This window comes from Kribbella sp. NPDC055110 (assembly GCF_053607525.1).
This window is the reverse complement of record NZ_JBSGTS010000012.1, coordinates 187305-203099: the sequence shown is the minus strand read 5'-3', so window position 1 is coordinate 203099 and position 15795 is coordinate 187305. Positions and strand designations below refer to the sequence as shown.

General features: G+C 67.2%; 18 protein-coding genes. 13 read left to right on the top strand and 5 right to left on the bottom strand.

Translation table 11 applies throughout. The features are described from left to right. Position 1: 1 nt before the first annotated feature. Positions 2-1216: an MFS transporter gene (locus ACWF0M_RS21005; protein ID WP_452237367.1), complete on the bottom strand. Its 1215-nt coding sequence runs from the start codon at positions 1214-1216 to the stop codon at positions 2-4. Continuing rightward, positions 1213-1659 carry a MarR family winged helix-turn-helix transcriptional regulator gene (locus ACWF0M_RS21000; protein WP_452237366.1) on the bottom strand — a complete coding sequence of 149 codons (447 nt, stop codon included), beginning with the start codon at positions 1657-1659 and terminating at the stop codon, positions 1213-1215. Before ACWF0M_RS21000 ends, ACWF0M_RS21005 begins: the two co-directional genes overlap by 4 nt. A 182-nt stretch (positions 1660-1841) precedes the next feature. Here ACWF0M_RS21000 and ACWF0M_RS20995 point away from each other — a divergent pair, with 182 nt between their 5' ends. The 7 genes from ACWF0M_RS20995 (at position 1842) to ACWF0M_RS20965 (ending at position 7603) form a co-directional block, all read left to right on the top strand. Continuing rightward, entirely contained in the window at positions 1842-2405 is a 564-nt protein-coding gene (locus ACWF0M_RS20995) for a dihydrofolate reductase family protein (RefSeq protein ID WP_452237365.1), read from the top strand. 78 nt (positions 2406-2483) lie between these two features. After that, positions 2484-3428, top strand: coding sequence for an LLM class F420-dependent oxidoreductase (locus ACWF0M_RS20990; protein ID WP_452237364.1), 945 nt, complete (start codon positions 2484-2486; stop codon positions 3426-3428). Between the two features lie 117 nt (positions 3429-3545). Further along, positions 3546-4052, top strand: a complete 507-nt coding sequence (locus ACWF0M_RS20985) for a hypothetical protein (protein ID WP_452237363.1) — start codon at positions 3546-3548, stop codon at positions 4050-4052. Between the two features lie 37 nt (positions 4053-4089). Beyond that, complete coding sequence (locus ACWF0M_RS20980) at positions 4090-5061, top strand: winged helix-turn-helix domain-containing protein (protein WP_452237362.1); 972 nt, start codon at positions 4090-4092, stop codon at positions 5059-5061. A 164-nt stretch (positions 5062-5225) separates the two neighbouring features. After that, a complete protein-coding gene (locus ACWF0M_RS20975) occupies positions 5226-6185 on the top strand; it encodes a hypothetical protein (protein ID WP_452237361.1) in 960 nt (319 codons plus the stop codon). Positions 6186-6245: 60 nt separating this feature from the next. Further along, the gene (locus tag ACWF0M_RS20970) at positions 6246-6647 is read left to right on the top strand and encodes a hypothetical protein (protein WP_452237360.1); all 402 of its coding nucleotides are present in this window, start codon (positions 6246-6248) and stop codon (positions 6645-6647) included. 2 nt (positions 6648-6649) lie between these two features. Next, positions 6650-7603 carry a hypothetical protein gene (locus ACWF0M_RS20965; protein WP_452237359.1) on the top strand — a complete coding sequence of 318 codons (954 nt, stop codon included), beginning with the start codon at positions 6650-6652 and terminating at the stop codon, positions 7601-7603. Here the strand turns inward: ACWF0M_RS20965 and ACWF0M_RS20960 are convergent. Continuing rightward, on the bottom strand, positions 7572-8027 hold the full coding sequence (locus ACWF0M_RS20960; protein ID WP_452237358.1) for a hypothetical protein: 456 nt from the start codon (positions 8025-8027) through the stop codon (positions 7572-7574). The two genes, ACWF0M_RS20965 and ACWF0M_RS20960, sit on opposite strands and share 32 nt — an antisense overlap. A gap of 63 nt (positions 8028-8090) precedes the next feature. On the opposite strand from ACWF0M_RS20960, the gene ACWF0M_RS20955 reads away from it, so the two are divergent. Beyond that, complete coding sequence (locus tag ACWF0M_RS20955; RefSeq protein WP_452237357.1) at positions 8091-8555, top strand: methyltransferase family protein; 465 nt, start codon at positions 8091-8093, stop codon at positions 8553-8555. Here ACWF0M_RS20955 and ACWF0M_RS20950 read toward each other — a convergent pair. Then, on the bottom strand, positions 8536-10149 hold the full coding sequence (locus ACWF0M_RS20950; RefSeq protein ID WP_452237356.1) for a GMC oxidoreductase: 1614 nt from the start codon (positions 10147-10149) through the stop codon (positions 8536-8538). The genes ACWF0M_RS20955 and ACWF0M_RS20950 overlap by 20 nt on opposite strands. Positions 10150-10281: 132 nt before the next feature. On the opposite strand from ACWF0M_RS20950, the gene ACWF0M_RS20945 reads away from it, so the two are divergent. From ACWF0M_RS20945 to ACWF0M_RS20935, 3 genes are read left to right on the top strand one after another with little or no spacing between them, the layout of a single operon-like run. Further along, positions 10282-10896, top strand: a complete 615-nt coding sequence (locus ACWF0M_RS20945; protein WP_452237355.1) for an acyl-CoA-like ligand-binding transcription factor — start codon at positions 10282-10284, stop codon at positions 10894-10896. Continuing rightward, on the top strand, positions 10893-12479 hold the full coding sequence (locus tag ACWF0M_RS20940) for an MDR family MFS transporter (protein WP_452237354.1): 1587 nt from the start codon (positions 10893-10895) through the stop codon (positions 12477-12479). Before ACWF0M_RS20945 ends, ACWF0M_RS20940 begins: the two co-directional genes overlap by 4 nt. Continuing rightward, a complete protein-coding gene (locus tag ACWF0M_RS20935; protein WP_452237353.1) occupies positions 12476-12775 on the top strand; it encodes a thiamine-binding protein in 300 nt (99 codons plus the stop codon). The genes ACWF0M_RS20940 and ACWF0M_RS20935 overlap by 4 nt, the downstream gene beginning before the upstream one ends. Here the strand turns inward: ACWF0M_RS20935 and ACWF0M_RS20930 are convergent. Beyond that, entirely contained in the window at positions 12764-13504 is a 741-nt protein-coding gene (locus ACWF0M_RS20930) for an SDR family oxidoreductase (protein ID WP_452237352.1), read from the bottom strand. The two genes, ACWF0M_RS20935 and ACWF0M_RS20930, sit on opposite strands and share 12 nt — an antisense overlap. Positions 13505-13603: 99 nt before the next feature. On the opposite strand from ACWF0M_RS20930, the gene ACWF0M_RS20925 reads away from it, so the two are divergent. Both ACWF0M_RS20925 and ACWF0M_RS20920 read left to right on the top strand, forming a co-directional pair. After that, positions 13604-14470, top strand: a complete 867-nt coding sequence (locus ACWF0M_RS20925; RefSeq protein ID WP_452237351.1) for a helix-turn-helix transcriptional regulator — start codon at positions 13604-13606, stop codon at positions 14468-14470. A gap of 43 nt (positions 14471-14513) precedes the next feature. After that, positions 14514-15779 (top strand): ThuA domain-containing protein, encoded by a 1266-nt coding sequence (locus ACWF0M_RS20920; protein ID WP_452237350.1) that lies wholly within the window; start codon positions 14514-14516, stop codon positions 15777-15779. Positions 15780-15795 lie beyond the last annotated feature (16 nt).

The window sequence follows — 15795 nt, the reverse complement described above, 5'->3', positions numbered from 1 at the left end:
GTCAGGCGTCGGCTGCAGTGAGGGCTTCGGCTTCGGACTCGGAGTGGGTGGCGGGGACCCGGAGGTGGGAGAGGGGCTTCCAGCCGCTGGCGAGGACGCCGACCGCGAGGAGTACGGCGACGGCGCCGACGTAGAACGGGAGCTGGATGTTGAACTCCTCGCCGAGCTTGCCGGCCAGCCACGGAGCGACCGCGCCGCCGGAGAAGCGGACGAAGGAGTACGCCGCGGACGCCGTACCGCGTTCGACCGGAGCCGCTCCCATCACGGCCTCGGTGATCAGCGTGTTGTTGATGCCCAGGAACAGGCCGGCCACGATGACGCCGGCCGCGAGCACCGGCTTGTGGTGCGCGTAGACACCCATCACCGCGAGGTCGGCGGCGAACAGCAGCAGGACGGTCATCGCCACCGGGAGGGTGCCGAACCGGCGCTGCAGCCGCGGCGCCACGAACACCGACGTGAACGCGAGACAGATACCCCAGCCGAAGAAGATCAGCCCGATCTGCCGCGCCGACATCGCCAGCGGGAACGGGGTGAACGCGAGCAGCGTGAAGAACCCGAAGTTGTACAGCAACGCCGTGACCGCCACAGTCGCGAGCGACCTGTGCCGCAGAGCCTTCAACGGCTCGAGGACCGACGTACGACGTGCTTCCGGCGGTGATGCGGGCAGCAGGAACGCGGTGGCGGCGAGGGCGATCGTCATCAGGACGGCGACGCCGAAGAACGGGCCGCGCCAGGAGATCGTGCCGAGTTCGCCACCGACCAGCGGGCCGGCCGCGATACCGACACCGAGGGCGGCTTCGTAGAGGATGATCGCCTCGGCGACCGAACCGGCGGCCGAGTTCACGATCGTGGCGAGCGCGGTCGCGATGAACAGCGCGTTGCCGAGACCCCAGCCGGCCCGGAAGGCGACGATCATACCGATGCTGTTGGACAGGCCGGCCAGCGCGCTGAACACGACGATGATGGCCAGACCGATGAGCAGGGTGCGCTTGGCTCCGATCCGGCTGGAGACCGCGCCGGTGATCAGCATCGCGACACCGATGACCGCCATGTAACTGGTGAACAGGAGCGAGACCTGGGACGGGCTCGCGTGCAGTTGTTCGGCGATCGGCTTGAGGATGGGATCCACCAGACCGATGCCCATGAAGGCGATCACACAGGCGAAGGCGACCGCCCAGACGGATTTGGGCTGCTTCAGGAACGACGAGTTGCTCACCGGGGCGTGTCCTCCAATGGCTCGAGGGTGAGGAGTTTGTGGATGATGGCGACCGCGGCCTCCAGGGTGGTGAGGTCGGTCGCCGGGAGTTGACTCAAGTGCGCGGCCAGGGCGGCGCCGGCCTGCTGCCGGGCGCTGCGCAGCTCCGCGAGGCCTGCGTCGGTGAGGCTGATCAGACTGGCGCGCGAGTCGGCCGGGTCCTGGATACGACGCACCCAGCCCTGCTCCTCCAGGCGCTGCACCAGGTTGGACATCGTCGGCTGCGAACAGCGGTCGGCCTTGGCCAGCTCGCTGATCCGGGCCTGCCCGAGTTCGTCCAGTCGCCCCAGCACGCGCAGCGCGGCGTGCGGCAGCGCATTCACATTCCGGGTCGCCAGCCGCGCCAACCGCGTCGACGCGACGACGACGTCCTCACCGAGTCGAGTCAGATCCGTTGCGATCACAGCCGCAAATATACATAGGAATACTATGTATATCTATCCGTCCCGACGGTGAGGCCGGTCACGCTGTCGAGAATCGCCAGATCTCAGATTTCGGGTCTGTCTCGGCGGTTGCCCGGCGGTGACGGCGCACGTCGAGGACAGTTCCGCCGATTCCTTTTCGGGTTCCCGGCGGTCTATCCGGGATGACTGAAAACAGCACTCGCCGACTGGTGCAGTCGGTTCTCGTGTCTCTCAACGGTGTCGTCAGCGAGCCGATGGCGTGGGCCGGACCGTATTTCGGGGCAGGAAGCGCCGCACACTCGCTGGCCGTTCTCGAACGGAGCGACGCGTTCCTGATGGGGCGGAGGACGTACGAGATCTTCGCGCGTCAGTGGCCCGCTGCGAGCGGGCCGTACGCGGATGCCCTCAACCGGATACCGAAGTACGTCTTCTCGTCGACCCTGGTCGAGGCCGAGTGGAGCAACACCACAGTCATGGCAGGCGATGTCGCCGCCGGCGTTCGTGCGCTGAAGGATGCGGGAGGCAACGACCTCGTCGTCTACGGGCACGGGCGCTTCGGGCAGACGCTCGTCGACGCCGGTCTCGTGGACGAACTGACCCTCACCATCGTGCCCGTCTTCGTGCCCAACGGCACCTCGCTCTTCCGTGACGGTCAGCAGAGTCATCGCTGGGAACTCGTGCGGGCAGGACAAGGCGACGATCCCGGCTTGGCCGGCCTCACCTATCGTCCGGCCGATTCCTTTTGACGCGTCGCGAGGTCTAACCCAGTGAGCGGCCGTTTGTTTGCTGCGGCCGCGATTCACTCGTCATCGAGAGGACCTCAGGTGAAGCTCAGCCTGTACATCCCGACCGGCACCACCCAAGAGTTCTACGGCTTCACGGATCCAGTGGCCGCGTTCGAGCGGATCCGTGAGTTGGCGGTCGCTGCGGACGAGACTGGATTCGAAACGATCTGGGCTCCGGACCACTTCGTCCCGTTCGGACCGCCCGGAGCCTACGTGTTCGAGGCGTGGACCACGTTGTCGGCGCTGGCCCGGGAGACCAAGCGGATCCGTCTCGGCCAATTGGTCACCGGCAACGGGTACCGAAACCCCGCGCTGCTGGGGAAGATGGCCTCGACTCTGGACGTGATCGCCGCCGGCAGGCTCACCTTCGGTATCGGTGCCGGATGGTACGAGGACGAGTACCACGCCTTCGGATACGACTTCCCACCGCCCGGCGAACGGCTCAAGCGCCTCGAGGAGTCCCTGCAGATCATCCACTCGATGTGGGAGAGCGAGTCCACTACGTTCAGCGGCAAGTACTTCCGCACGTCCGGCGTCGTCAACCAGCCCACCGGCGTCCAAACACCACACATTCCGGTCATGATCGCCGGTGGCGGCGAGCAGGTCACCCTCAAGCTCGTCGCGAAGTACGGCGACCTCTGCAACATCCAAGAGGCACCGGAGGTGGTCGCCCACAAGTACGACGTACTCGCCCGGCACTGCGCCGCCGTCGATCGTGACTTCGCCTCGATCACCAAGACCTCGACGTCGTACTGCATCATCGCGGACACCGACGACGAGGCCCGCGCCGCGGTACCGCCATGGGCGCCGATGGTGTTCCCCGGCGATCTCGGCTCCTACGGGCTGGTCGGCACCATCGACACCATCCGCGAACGGCTCGCGGTCTACGAACGAGCCGGCGTCGACGAACTCGTCGTCGGCTTCCAAGACGCCCTGAACGTCGACACCGTCCGCCGCTTCGCCAAGGAGTTCATCCAGTCCTGATGGCCACATTTGCCTGCGGTCGTTTTGGTCAGAGCCGAATCGTGGCGGGGTGGTGCGGCCGGGATTGAGCCTGCCTGCATGCCCTCATCTCCAGAGGGCCGGAGAACAGGAGTCGCCATGGACCGATCCATCACCGCCCGCGTCGTACGGTCCGGTGTTCTGGCCGCCGCTCTCGCCCTCGTCGTACCGGCTGTTGCCGGTGCGTCGGCAACCGGCGCCGTGCCGGACGAGGCCAGGACCTGTGCGCAGAAGTTCGACCAGGCGCAGCGCACCGACATGGAGTCGTTCCGCGACTTCGACCGGGACACCTGGCTGCGCGGTCATGACACGGGGGTGGTGAGCATCGTCGCCGACGGCCGGGTCCGGGTCGGCCTGGACGCCGTCGCCCAGGCGAGTCTGCCCCGCTTCACCAGCAAGGACTCGGTGTGGTCGTGGACCGAGATCACCCGCAAGGTCGACGGCTGCAGCACGGGCTTCATCGTCTACACGACCAAGTACGCGATCCCGCGCCTGGACTACTGGTTCACGGCGGTCACTACCGTGACGTACGAGTACCGGCACGGCCGCTGGTTGGTGATCCTGGACCAGGGCACGTTGCTCGAGGAGCACGTGGGAAACGCCTGAGCAGCCGCGCCGGGCAGCAGGTACGAGAGGGCGAAGCATGATCGAGCTGGAACTGACGGCCGCGGACCTCACCAAGATCCGGTTCACCAGTGATGCCGTATGGGAGACGACGGCCAGCCTCAGTCTCATCAATCACAAGCAGCACTTCCAGTTGCACCGGCATCTGCGGCCCCGGGTGCCGGTCGATCCGGACTTCGATCTCGACCTGCTGCTCGAGCTGACCCGGCCGGACCACTTCGTGCCCGATCTGCTCGGGCCGTCGCCGTCGGCGCAGCCAGGTCATCCGCTCGACCAGTTCGGGCGCATCGCCGGCACCGACGAACAGATGGTCGAATCCGATCTCCGCGCGTTGCGGGAACTCGCCCCCGGGTCCCGGGCCGCGCGGATGGGCACCCGGGAGTTCGCCGAGCGTACGGCGGAAGCGATGGCGGCGTACTGGCTCGCGGTGCTCGAACCGCTGTGGGATCGCATCGAGGCGATCACCGGCGCCGACATCGCGCACCGGTCCGTCGGGCTCGCGTCCGACGGACTCGAACGAGCCCTGGACGAGTTGCACCCCGACGTCACCTGGAGCAGGGACGGCCTGGCTCTCCCGCTCGGCCCCGGCCGGGTCCGCCTGCCGTCGGCGGGGCAAGGGTTGTGGCTGCTGCCGCTGGTCTTCCGAGGGCGCGGAGTCATGCTCGCGGACAACGCGACCCCACCGGTCATCGCGTACTCCGCGCGTGGCGCCGGACAGCTCTGGGAGCGGCCGGTCGAGGCGATCGTCGGCGGCCTCGACGCGCTGATCGGGCGCTCGCGGGCGGCGATCCTGGCGCGGTTGAGCGTCCCGTTGACGACGACCGCTCTCGCCGATGCCTTGATGCTCAGCCCTGGAACGGTGAGCCAGCACCTGTCCGTTCTCGTCTCGGCCGGACTGTGCAGCTCACGGCGCGACGGAAAACGTGTTCTCTATTCCCGCACACCGCGCGCCGAACTGCTCCTCGACATCGATACCGCGCAGGCGCGCTGACGACCGGGAAGGTGCACGAAAGGTCAACAGATCACCGGATCTGTAACGGCCGGTGCGATGTCAACGATGTGCACATTGCTGCCCGGCTCCGTCATCTGTTGGCGGGCTCGGCGACGTTCAGCGCGCGCTCGAACTCCTCGAGGCGCCACCAGAGGGGAACTCGTATGAAACTGCAGCGCTTTGCGCTTGCACTGGCCGGCGCCGGGCTGCTTGCCGCGGCCGCCGCGTCTGCTCCGGCCGCCGCCACCGGCCAGGCCGATCCGAAACCACGCTTCTTCAGCAAGTCCGGCTTGGCGAAGACGATGTCGTCGTCGGCCACCGCTGAGGCCTGTGGCACTTCGGTCGGTGTACCGACCGCCGCCGGCACCATGCAGGAGATCGACGTGACGGCCGGGAAGCCGCCGGCGTCCGACTCCTGGGACCCGTTCAAGTACGTGGGTAGCCGCGCCGACGCGACGTGGTACGCGGCGTTCAACGCCACGGGCACGCAGTTCTACTTCTACGGTCTGCTGTTGCAGGGCGGGAACCTGTACCGTCACACGACGTACCTGCCGGCGGACGAGACCAAGCCGTGGGTGCCCACCTTCAAGAAGGTCGGGCCGGGGTGGACCAGCTTCAAGTCCATCGCCACGTCGAACTACAGCGGCGGCACGCCGCGGCACGCGTACCTGTACGGCCTGAACACGAACGGCAGCCTGTACCGGTACCAGATGGTCGGCTCCAGCTTCCGGGGCCTCGGCCCGCTGCCCGGCTTCCGCGGCTTCAAGGCGATGACGGTGATCAGTGAGACCGCGACGTACGACACGTTGCTGATGACCACCACGGCCGGCGCTCTCTACACCGTCCACATCCCGGTTGCCCCGGGCGCGAAGCCGGTCCTGAAGCGGATCCGCGCCACCGGCTGGGCGGCGTACGAGTCCCTGGTCGTCGAGGGCTGCGGCACCCGCGGCGGCTCCCTGGTGACGGGCGTGGACCACGACACCCAGACCGCGGACCTGTACGCGATCAGCAAGGCGAACGGCGCGGCGACCGCGATCACGCCGTACGGCAGGATCCCGGGCGTCTTCAACGGCGTCAGCCACGTGTTGCTCACCACCCACTACGACCAGCTGGTCGGCGAGTAGTAGCAGTACCCCAAAGCCCAGGACACCCGCTGTGTCCTGGGCTTTGTCTATTGTGTGGGCGTGCGGTACGACGAATTCCTCGAGCGCTACAAGACGGCGCAACGCGAGTGGCGGCTCGGTGTCGTCGACGCACGCGAAGTGCTGTCGGCGTTGCGTGGCGTCGTACCGGAGATCGACGACGCGCGGCTGCGGCAGACCGCGGTCTTCCTGATCGAGCGGTGGGCGGCGCGCGTGTCACCCGATGCGCAGGAGCGGATGGAGCGTGCCCAGCGGATCGCCGCGGAGGCGGAGCGGGACGAGGGTGACGCCCGCGAGCGGGTTGCCCGGCTGGAGCAGGGGATCCGCGGTATCACGGCCGTCTCCCGCGAGACGAGCGACGAGTTCGAGCAGTACGCCGTACTCGCGTTGAACGAACCGCTGGCGCAGCTCGCGGCCAGCTGGCGAGCGGACCTCGGCGACTGAGGATGCCGCTAGCACTACCTGCCTCCTTCGACGAGTTCATGCGCCTGCAGCACGTGGGCGCGCTCAACGTCACCGGCGCCGACCATTCCAGCTGGAACGGCAAGTACGAGCCGCAGCCTTACAAGCTGACGGACGACGGCCTGCAGGTGCTTGGCTCGGCCGGGTGGGACCACACGATCCGGTACGACGAGGATCGGGTGCTGCGACCGCTCCGGGAGATGTTCAGGTACGCCGGGCAGCAGCACGACGATGAGACGTTGCTGCGGTATCTCGAGGCCCTGGCCATCGTTTACCACGAGAACCTGCACATGCTCGCCGCAGACGGCACCGAGCACGCGGACGCGAAGCAGGACTTCCGCACCGCGGCCGTGCGTGCACTCGAGGAAGGCGTGACCGAGAGCTACGGCCACGAGACGTTGGGCAAGTACATCGACGAGTACCAGCTCCGTCGCATCGCCCCTGGGTTCGAGAACTTGCCTCTGTTCCCTGCCTACGAGCGGTTCACGCCGGCGGCCGACACGTTGGCCTACGAACTCGCCACGCTCGACGAGACCAATCGTTTCGAGATGCTCCAGCGGCTGGTGGTGGTCAACGCGACCGGCAAGTGGGCCGTCGCGACCGGCGTCATCGCCGACCGCTACGGCCTCGGCGATCCACGCTTCGCCGGTGAGCGCGAGATCGCCGAGCGCCGGATCACGAACGCGATGTGGAATCACTTCGAGAAGCTTCCCGCGCTGTCCGCCGTCGGGTCGACGCAGATCTTCGGCCGCTCGTGCGCGATCGGCCGGGACGCGTTCGAGGCGGGCCGAGCCGTCGCCGGGCAGTACTTCACGCGGAGGGTGTCGTTCGGCGGTCTGGCATCGCCCGCGCGAGATACGTCGGGTTGGGGCAGCTACGGTGCCCGCGGCGGTACGCAGTCCTCGGTCATTCGGCTGCCTGGGACTCCTGAGCGCTGACCTTGAACCACCGCACCGGGATCGGGCCGCGGTGGAGGATGTGGGGGATGTCGGCCCAGGGGTAGAGGGGTTCGGTGGCGTTGAGGTTGCGGAGGCGGTGCAGGGCGCGCTCGGAGGGTGTGGACAGGGCGGCGGCCGCTTCTGGGGTGTAGGGGATGAAGTCCTCGGCCGGCTGCGGGCGGTGGTCGGGGTCGTGGCGTTTGAGCAGGATGCAGGTCTTCGCCGGGTGGACGGGGGAGAGGAACACGACGTCGGCCCAGCGGCAGCCAAGCGGATAGACCGGATAGTCGACGATCTCCGGGTGTACGGCGTACTTCGCGAACTCGCGTTCGTAGAGGTCGGGGTAGTGCGCGCGGAGCTCGTTGAGCGGCAGGATGTCGTCACCGCGGATGTCACCGGCGGCTTTGTAGAGAAGAGTCGTCATACACGAAGCCTCCGAACACGGGAACCGTGCCGGAGGCTGTGCACACATTCTACAGGGAGTGCCATGGTCAAAGCCATCCTCGGAAGCGCGGTGTTCTTCTTCGCCGCGCCCTGCGTGGTCGCCGGCGTGCTCCCGTGGTGGGTCAGCGGCTGGGCCGCGCCACGGTTCTGGCCGGGCTTCGTGATCGTCGCGGGCGGTGCGTTCGTCGTACTGCGAGCCTTCGTCCGGTTCGTCCGCGAAGGCCGGGGTACGCCGGCGCCGATCGCGCCGACCGAGGAGCTTGTGGTCGGCGGTGACTACAGGTTCGTGCGGAACCCCATGTACGTCGGGGTGGTCGCGGCGATCTTCGGCCAGGCACTCGTTTTCCTCGACTGGCGGGTGCTCGGGTACGGCGTGATCGCGTGGGTCGTGATGGCGTCGTTCGTGCGGTGGTACGAGCAGCCGGTATTGCTGGAGCGGTACGGCCGGCAGTACGAGGAGTACTGCCGGGCCGTGCCGGCGTGGATCCCTAGGCTTTCACGTCGGTAGCGAGGAGCCGGGCGACGTTGCGCTCGGCCAGTGCGGTGATGGTGACGAACGGGTTGACGCCGAGCGATCCGGGGATGAGCGAGCCGTCGGTGACGTAAAGGTTGGTGTGGCCAACGACCCGGCCGTAGGTGTCGGTCGCCTTGCCCAGGAGACATCCACCCAGCGGGTGGTAGCAGAAATCCGCGGCAAACGGGCGGTTTCCGGAGAACAGGTCGCGACGGTACGTCGTACCGACAGCCTTGTTGATGCGGTCGAAGAGTGCTTGGGCCGAGCGGACGGACGGTGTGCTCTGGTCGGCGGACCAGTGCAGGTCGGCGCGGTCGGTGCTGTGGTTGTAGGTGAAATGGCCGCGTTCGGGGTTGACGGTGATCGCCAGGTAGAGGCTGGCCCACGTCTCCAGTCCGACCGGCAGCGGAGCGATCTCGGCGAATGCCGGGTGCACCGGGTCGTTCCAGTTGTCGATCGCGAGCGTCGGGATCGTGGACTGCAACGAGCCGGTCGGGTCCCACAGGTGATTGGCCCGGGCGGTCATCACGTTTCCGTTTCCGCCCCAGCCGTTTCCGATCGCGGCCGGCAGGTCCGGCAGCGTTCCGGTTTCCCTTGCCCTCAGCAACAGTTCCGTGGTGCCGACACTGCCCGCGCCGAGGAACAGGTACCGGCAGGCGAGCTCGCTACGTTTCAGCACCTTCCCGGCCGCGTCGATCTGCTCGAGCCCGACCAGATACCCGCTGCCCTGCCGATGGATCGTCGTCACCCGGGTGAGGGTCCGGATCGTCACGTTCCCGGTTCCGACCGCGTCGGCCAGGTACGTCTTGTCCAGCGACTGTTTTCCGTGGTTGTTTCCGTAGATCACCTCACCGGCCAGCGCCGACCGCGGCACCGTCCGGCGTTCCTCCTTCTCCAGGTAGTCGAAGGAGTACACGTTCGGTACGACGGCAGTCCGGAAACCGGCCTGATGCGCGTGTTTCCGCGACACCCGCGCGTACTGGTACACGGGCGTCTTCTCCAGGTACCGCGGGTCGATCGTGTTCACGCCGAGCATCCGCCGCGCGAGCGGGAAGTACCGCCGGTACATCGTGTCCGCGTCGACCTGCGGCAGCACCTTCTCGAAGTACGCGCGCTGCGGCGTCGGCGCCATCCCGCCGTTCACCAGCGATCCGCCGCCGACCCCGCGGCCGACGTACACGCCCATGTTCGGGTAGTCGATCCGGTCCAGCACCCCGGCGTACGGCGTCCCGAGGTCGCGGTTCACGACGTCGAGCCAGAGGAACGTGTCGAGCGGCGCCTCGGTACGGCGGTGGAACCACATCGACCGGCGATCCGGGTCCAGGGTCGAGCAGAACACCTTCCCGTCCGGACCGGGGGTGTTCCACTGCTGACCCATCTCGATCATCGTGGTGCGGATCCCGGCTTCTCCGAGCCGGAGCGCGGTGACGGCCGCGCCGTACCCGGTCCCGACGACCAGGGCCGGGGCGTACGGCGTTGCGTGCGCCGGGCCGATCCGGGTGAGGCCGGTCGCGGCGGCGGCAGTGAGGGCGGTCAGGCCGGCGAACCGGCGGCGAGTCATTGTGGACGGGGCGGTCTCGTAAGTCACCTGACGCACCGTAGCCGACCAACTACATCGTCGCAGCGGCCTCGGCATGTCGGCCTGCCCCTTCGTGCAGAGGTGCAAAGTTGCACGGATAATTGTTTGCAGTGACTGCAAGAATCTGCCTACGCTGATGCGGTGAGGCAGGTCGAGGGTGGGTTGCGGGAGCGCAAGAAACTCCAAACGCGGGCGGCGTTGGCCGACGCGGCGTTGCGGCTTGCGCTGGAGAAGGGGCCGGACCACGTGACGGTCGAGGAGATCGCCGAGGCGGCCGACGTCTCGGTGCGGACCTTCTTCAACTACTTCCCGCACAAGGAACACGCGATCCTCGCGCGCAACCCCGAGCATCTCGAGCGCGCCCTGGAGCGGATGCGGACGGCGCCGCCCGAGGAGTCGCCGCTGACCACGATGTGGTTCATCGTCCACGACGTACTGCGGGAGCTGGAGAGCGACGGTCAACTGTCCGAGCGCGGTGAGCTGATCATGAGCTCGCCGAGCCTGCTGTACCAGCTGATGCTGTCGAGCCTCGACGACGAGCGGCAGTTGACCGCCGCCCTCGCCGAACGGATGGGCGAACCGGCCGGGTCGATGCGGCCCGCGCTGGTCGTCAGCCTGGCCGGGGCCGCTTGCCGGGTGGTGATGGAGCTGCACAAGACCGCTCCCGACCGGCCGATCCGCGACCTGCTCGACGAAGCCTTCCACTTACTTGCCCAAGGCATTGACCCGAACTTCCAGAAGAAGGGCAACTCATGACGACGACCTCGTCACCCACTCCGGAACCCGTGGGTGAGGTCAGCACCACCGAAACCATCGAGACAGCCGTGTTGACGCCCCGGCAGACCATCCAGGCCATGTCCGGCCTGATGATGGGCCTGTTCGTGGCGATCCTCGCCGGCACGGTGGTGTCGACCGCGCTGCCGCGGATCATTCACGACCTGGGGGCGAGCCAGTCGTCGTACACCTGGGTCGTCACACTCGAGCTGCTGACGATGACGGCCACGGTGCCGCTGTGGGGCAAGCTCGCCGACCTCTACAACAACAAGCTGCTGATCCAGCTGTCGCTGAGCTTCTTCGTGGTCGGCTCGCTGGTCGCCGGTTTCGCGCCGAACATCGAGGTCCTGCTGGGCAGCCGGGTGCTCCAGGGCCTCGGCGGCGGCGGTCTGACCGCGCTGGTGCAGATCGTGATGGCGGCGATCATCCCGCCGCGTGAGCTCGGTCGGTACTCCGGGGTGTTCGGCGCGATCTTCGCGTCGGCGACCGTCGGCGGACCGCTGCTCGGTGGCTTCCTGGTCGACTCGCCGCTCGGCTGGCGGGCCTGCTTCCTGATCGGTGTCCCGTTCGTGGTCGCGGCGATGATCCTGCTGCAGCGCACGTTGAAACTGCCGACCGTCCGTCGCGAGGTGAAGATCGACTGGTGGGGCGCGGTGCTGATCATGGGCGGCGTGAGCACGCTGCTGGTCTGGTCCTCGTTCGCCGGCAACAAGTTCGAGTGGGTCTCCGGCTGGAGCTTCGCACTGGTCGCGGTCGCCGTGGCCGCGCTGGCCGCCGCGGTACTGGTCGAGCGCCGGCACCCCGAGCCGATCATCCCGATGGACCTGTTCCGCAACCGCACGGTGACGCTGTCGATCATCGCCAGCGCACTGGTCGGCATCGCGATGTTCGGCGGCTCGGTGTTCCTGGCGCAGTACTTCCAGATCGCGCAGGGCTACTCGCCGACCAAGGCCGGCCTGATGAGCCTGCCGCTGATCCTCGGCATGATGGTCGCGTCCACGGTCGCCGGTGGGCTGATCACGAAGTACGGCCGCTGGAAGATCTACCTGGTCATCGGCAGCGTCCTGCTGCCGATCGGGCTGGCGCTGTTCGGCACGATCGACGCGCACACCTCGAAGTACCTGCTGTGGAGCTTCATGGTGGTCCTCGGCGTCGGCATCGGCCTGGTGATGCAGAACCTGGTCCTCGCGGCGCAGAACGACGTACCCGCCCGGGAGTTGGGTGCGGCGACGTCCGCGGTCAGCTTCTTCCGGAGCATGGGCGGCACGATCGGTGTCAGCGTGCTCGGCGCGATCCTGGCGAACAAGGTCGCCGAGACGCTGAACCCCGGCGGCGCCTCGTCCGGCGGCGGCAACGCGGTGCCGAACATCGCGGAACTGCCTCCGGAGATCCGGTCGATCGTCGAGAACGCGTACGGCGCCGCGACCGCGGACCTGTTCATGATGTCGGTCCCGTTCGCGGTCCTCGCCCTGGTCGCCGTCCTCTTCATCAAGGAGAAAGCCCTCCTCACCACCTCCGGCGCCGAACGCCGCGCGAACGAGGAGCCTGACAAACTGGATGCATGATCGTCGCATTCAGCATCAGCCCGTCGGCCGGTGACGAGACCGGGGGCGTGAGCGAAGCGGTGGCCGAGGCCGTCCGCGTCGTCCGCGCCTCCGGTCTTCTCAACGAGACCAACGCGATGTTCACGAACATCGAGGGCGAGTGGGACGAGGTGATGGCGGTCGTGAAGCAGGCCGTGGATGCCGTCGCCGCCGTGTCGCCTCGGGTCAGCCTGGTTCTCAAGGCCGACATCCGCCCCGGCTACACCGGCCAGCTCGCCGCCAAGGTGGAGCGGATCGAGCAGGCGTTAGTGGACTGAGTTCAGTACGCCGATCACCTGGTCGTAGCGGTTCTCGCGTTCGGCGTGGCGGAGGAAGTGGACCCGGTCGACGAGGATCTCTTCGGCGTCGGGGTGCTGCTGGAGGAGGTTCATCGTCTCGTCGAGGTACTCGTCCAGCGGCATCGCGCGCTCGTCGTCCTCCTGGTTCATCAGCGTGGTCTGGACGGCGGGCGGTACCACCTCGATCACCTGGATCCCGGTGTCGGCGAGCTGGATCCGCAGGCTCTGCGTGTAGCTGTGGATCGCGGCCTTCGTCGCGCTGTACGTCGGCGTGATCGTCAGCGGCACCGAGGCGAGGCCGGAGGAGACCGTGAGGATCACCGGATCGCGCTGCTTCAGCAGGTACGGCGTGAACGTGGCGACCGCCCGGATCGTGCCGAGCAGGTTGATCTCGATCGTCTGCTCCGCGGTGGCGACATGTGCGGGATCGCGGAGGTCCTCGACCTGCATGATGCCGGCCATCGTGACGAGTACGTTGACGTCGTGGGTGCTCGTCACCTGCTCGAACGCGGCCGTGATCGAGGCCGGGTCGGCGACGTCGACGTAGATGCCCTCGATCCCGTCCTCGGCGGCGATCGTGTCGAGCAGGTCCTTGCGGCGGCCGCTGATGATGACGGTGTTCCCGAGGTCGCGGAACCGCCGGGCGAGTTCGAGGCCGATACCCGACGTACCGCCGGTCATGAAGATCGTGTTCCCTGTGGTTTTCATGTCTCCAGCCTGCGATCGGATGCCGTTGGCAACCAGGCCGCGCTCAGCCACTGCTCCGCAAGCAGTGGTTAAGCGGCATAACCCGTGGACACTGGACTCATGGAGTACGCCGACCTGTCCGACTTCCTGCGCAAACGCCGCGAGGCCCTGCAACCCGAAGACGTCGGGATGCCTCGCGGCCGCCGACGCCGTACGCCGGGACTGCGCCGTGAGGAGGTCGCGGCGCTCGCGTCGATGTCGGCCGACTACTACAGCCGGCTCGAAGGCGGACGCGGCCCGCAGCCCTCGGTCGACATGCTGGGCGCGATCGCCCGGGCGCTCCGGCTGACCCTCGAGGAGCGCGACCACCTGTTCCTGCTGGCCGGCCACGGTACGCCGCCGCGCACGACGCGGGCGTGCCACGTCGACCCCGGGATGCTGCGGATCCTGGACCGGCTGCACGACACACCCGCGATGCTGCTCAACCGGTGCGGCGAGGTGCTCGCGCAGACGCCGGCGCACGTCGCGTTCGCGGGCGAGTTGACCAACTTCGAAGGCATGGAGCGCAGCGAGATCTACCGCTGGTTCGCGCACCCGGAGTCCCGCGCCTTGTACGCGGAGCCCGAGCTGAGCACCCACAGCCGGTTGCAGGTCTCGATGCTGCGGACGGTCGCCACCATCGACGGACCGAAGTCGTACGCCGCCTCGATCGTGCGGGCGCTGCAGAAGGTGAGCCCGGAGTTCACCGCGATCTGGGATGCGCACGAGGTCGTGGCCGCGCACAGCCGGACCAAACGCTTCCGGCATCCGGCTGTCGGCGAGCTGGAGCTGTACTGCGAGCTGATCGACAACCGCGACCAGCAGCAGACGCTGATCGTCTTCACCGCGGAGCCGGGCAGCGAGAGCGCGGAGAAGTTGCGGTTGCTGAGCGTTCTGGGCAGCCAGGTGATGAACCCTGGACAGGGCTTTGATCGAGAGTTAATTTAAGTCCTGAAATTTATAGAGCGTTCTTACGGAAAGGTCCGCCCCCATGCTTTCCGATCGATTCCGCCTGCCCGCAGTCCTGCTCGCCCTGGTGCTTCTGGTCAGCGGCCTGACCAGCACCGCGGCCGCCCAGGTTCAAGCCACCTTCAAGGTCCTGGCGTTCTACAGCGGGACCTGGGACGCCGCCCACATCGACTTCGAGAAAGAGGCCAACCAGCGTTTTCCGGAGTTCGGCGCGCAGAACGGGTTCACCTACACGTCCACGAACAACTGGGACCAGCTCAACAACCTGAGCGCGTCGCAGTACCAGGTGGTGATGTTCCTCGACGACTCGCCGCACACCGACGCGCAGCGCAACGGGTTCCAGAACTACATGAACAACGGCGGCGCGTTCTTCGGCTTCCACGTCGCGGCGTACAACGACGCCAGTGGCGGCTGGCCGTGGTTCAACAACACGCTGCTCGGGACCGGGAGGTTCCAGTCGAACACCTGGGGCCCGACCGCGGTGACGCTGCGGACCGAGAACCGTTCGCACCCGGCCCTGGTGAACACCGGCGCGACGTTCCGGTCGTCGGTCAGCGAGTGGTACAGCTGGCAGAACGACCTGCGGAACAACCCCGACATCCAGATCCTGGCGTCGATCGACGACTCCAGCTTCCCGGTCGGCACCGACCCGAACCAGACCTGGTACAGCGGCTACTACCCGATCATCTGGACCAACAAGAACTACAAGATGATCTACGCGAACTTCGGCCACAACGCGATGAACTACGAGACCAACACGCGGCTCTCGTCGACCTTCGACAGCCCGGCGCAGAACCAGTTCATGATGGATGCGCTGAAGTGGCTGGGCGGTGCCGGTACGACGCCGCCGGTCGACCAGCCGTCGCCGACCTCGTGGTACTCGGTCGCGAACAAGGCCAACGGGAAGTGCGTCGACGCCCGTGCGGCCGGGACTGCCAACGGGACCGTGATCCAGCAGTACGGCTGCAACGGCACGCAGGCGCAGCAGTTCCAGTTCCAGCCGACATCGGGCGGCTTCACGCGGGTGAACAACCGCAACGACGCCACCAAGGTGATCGACGTGACCGGTGTGTCCGCCGCGGACAACGCCGGTCTCCAGCTGTGGACGTACAGCAACGGAAACAACCAGCAGTGGCAGGCCGTTTCCGAAGGCAGCGGCTACTTCCACTTCGTCAGCCGCTTCAGCAACAAATGCCTCACGGTTCCGGGCGGCTCCACGGCCGACAGCACTCAACTCGTCCAACTCACCTGCAACGGAAGTACAGCGCAGTCCTTCAAGCTGACATGACCTGAGGTTAGATTGC

Coding starts and splice junctions, on each gene's coding strand:
- ACWF0M_RS20995 (WP_452237365.1), top strand. CDS start 1,842: ATGACTGAAAACAGCACTCGCCGACTGGTGCAGTCGGTTCTCGTGTCT.
- ACWF0M_RS20985 (WP_452237363.1), top strand. CDS start 3,546: ATGGACCGATCCATCACCGCCCGCGTCGTACGGTCCGGTGTTCTGGCC.
- ACWF0M_RS20980 (WP_452237362.1), top strand. CDS start 4,090: ATGATCGAGCTGGAACTGACGGCCGCGGACCTCACCAAGATCCGGTTC.
- ACWF0M_RS20975 (WP_452237361.1), top strand. CDS start 5,226: ATGAAACTGCAGCGCTTTGCGCTTGCACTGGCCGGCGCCGGGCTGCTT.
- ACWF0M_RS20965 (WP_452237359.1), top strand. CDS start 6,650: ATGCCGCTAGCACTACCTGCCTCCTTCGACGAGTTCATGCGCCTGCAG.
- ACWF0M_RS20960 (WP_452237358.1), bottom strand. CDS start 8,027: ATGACGACTCTTCTCTACAAAGCCGCCGGTGACATCCGCGGTGACGAC.
- ACWF0M_RS20955 (WP_452237357.1), top strand. CDS start 8,091: ATGGTCAAAGCCATCCTCGGAAGCGCGGTGTTCTTCTTCGCCGCGCCC.
- ACWF0M_RS20940 (WP_452237354.1), top strand. CDS start 10,893: ATGACGACGACCTCGTCACCCACTCCGGAACCCGTGGGTGAGGTCAGC.
- ACWF0M_RS20935 (WP_452237353.1), top strand. CDS start 12,476: ATGATCGTCGCATTCAGCATCAGCCCGTCGGCCGGTGACGAGACCGGG.
- ACWF0M_RS20930 (WP_452237352.1), bottom strand. CDS start 13,504: ATGAAAACCACAGGGAACACGATCTTCATGACCGGCGGTACGTCGGGT.
- ACWF0M_RS20925 (WP_452237351.1), top strand. CDS start 13,604: ATGGAGTACGCCGACCTGTCCGACTTCCTGCGCAAACGCCGCGAGGCC.
- ACWF0M_RS20920 (WP_452237350.1), top strand. CDS start 14,514: ATGCTTTCCGATCGATTCCGCCTGCCCGCAGTCCTGCTCGCCCTGGTG.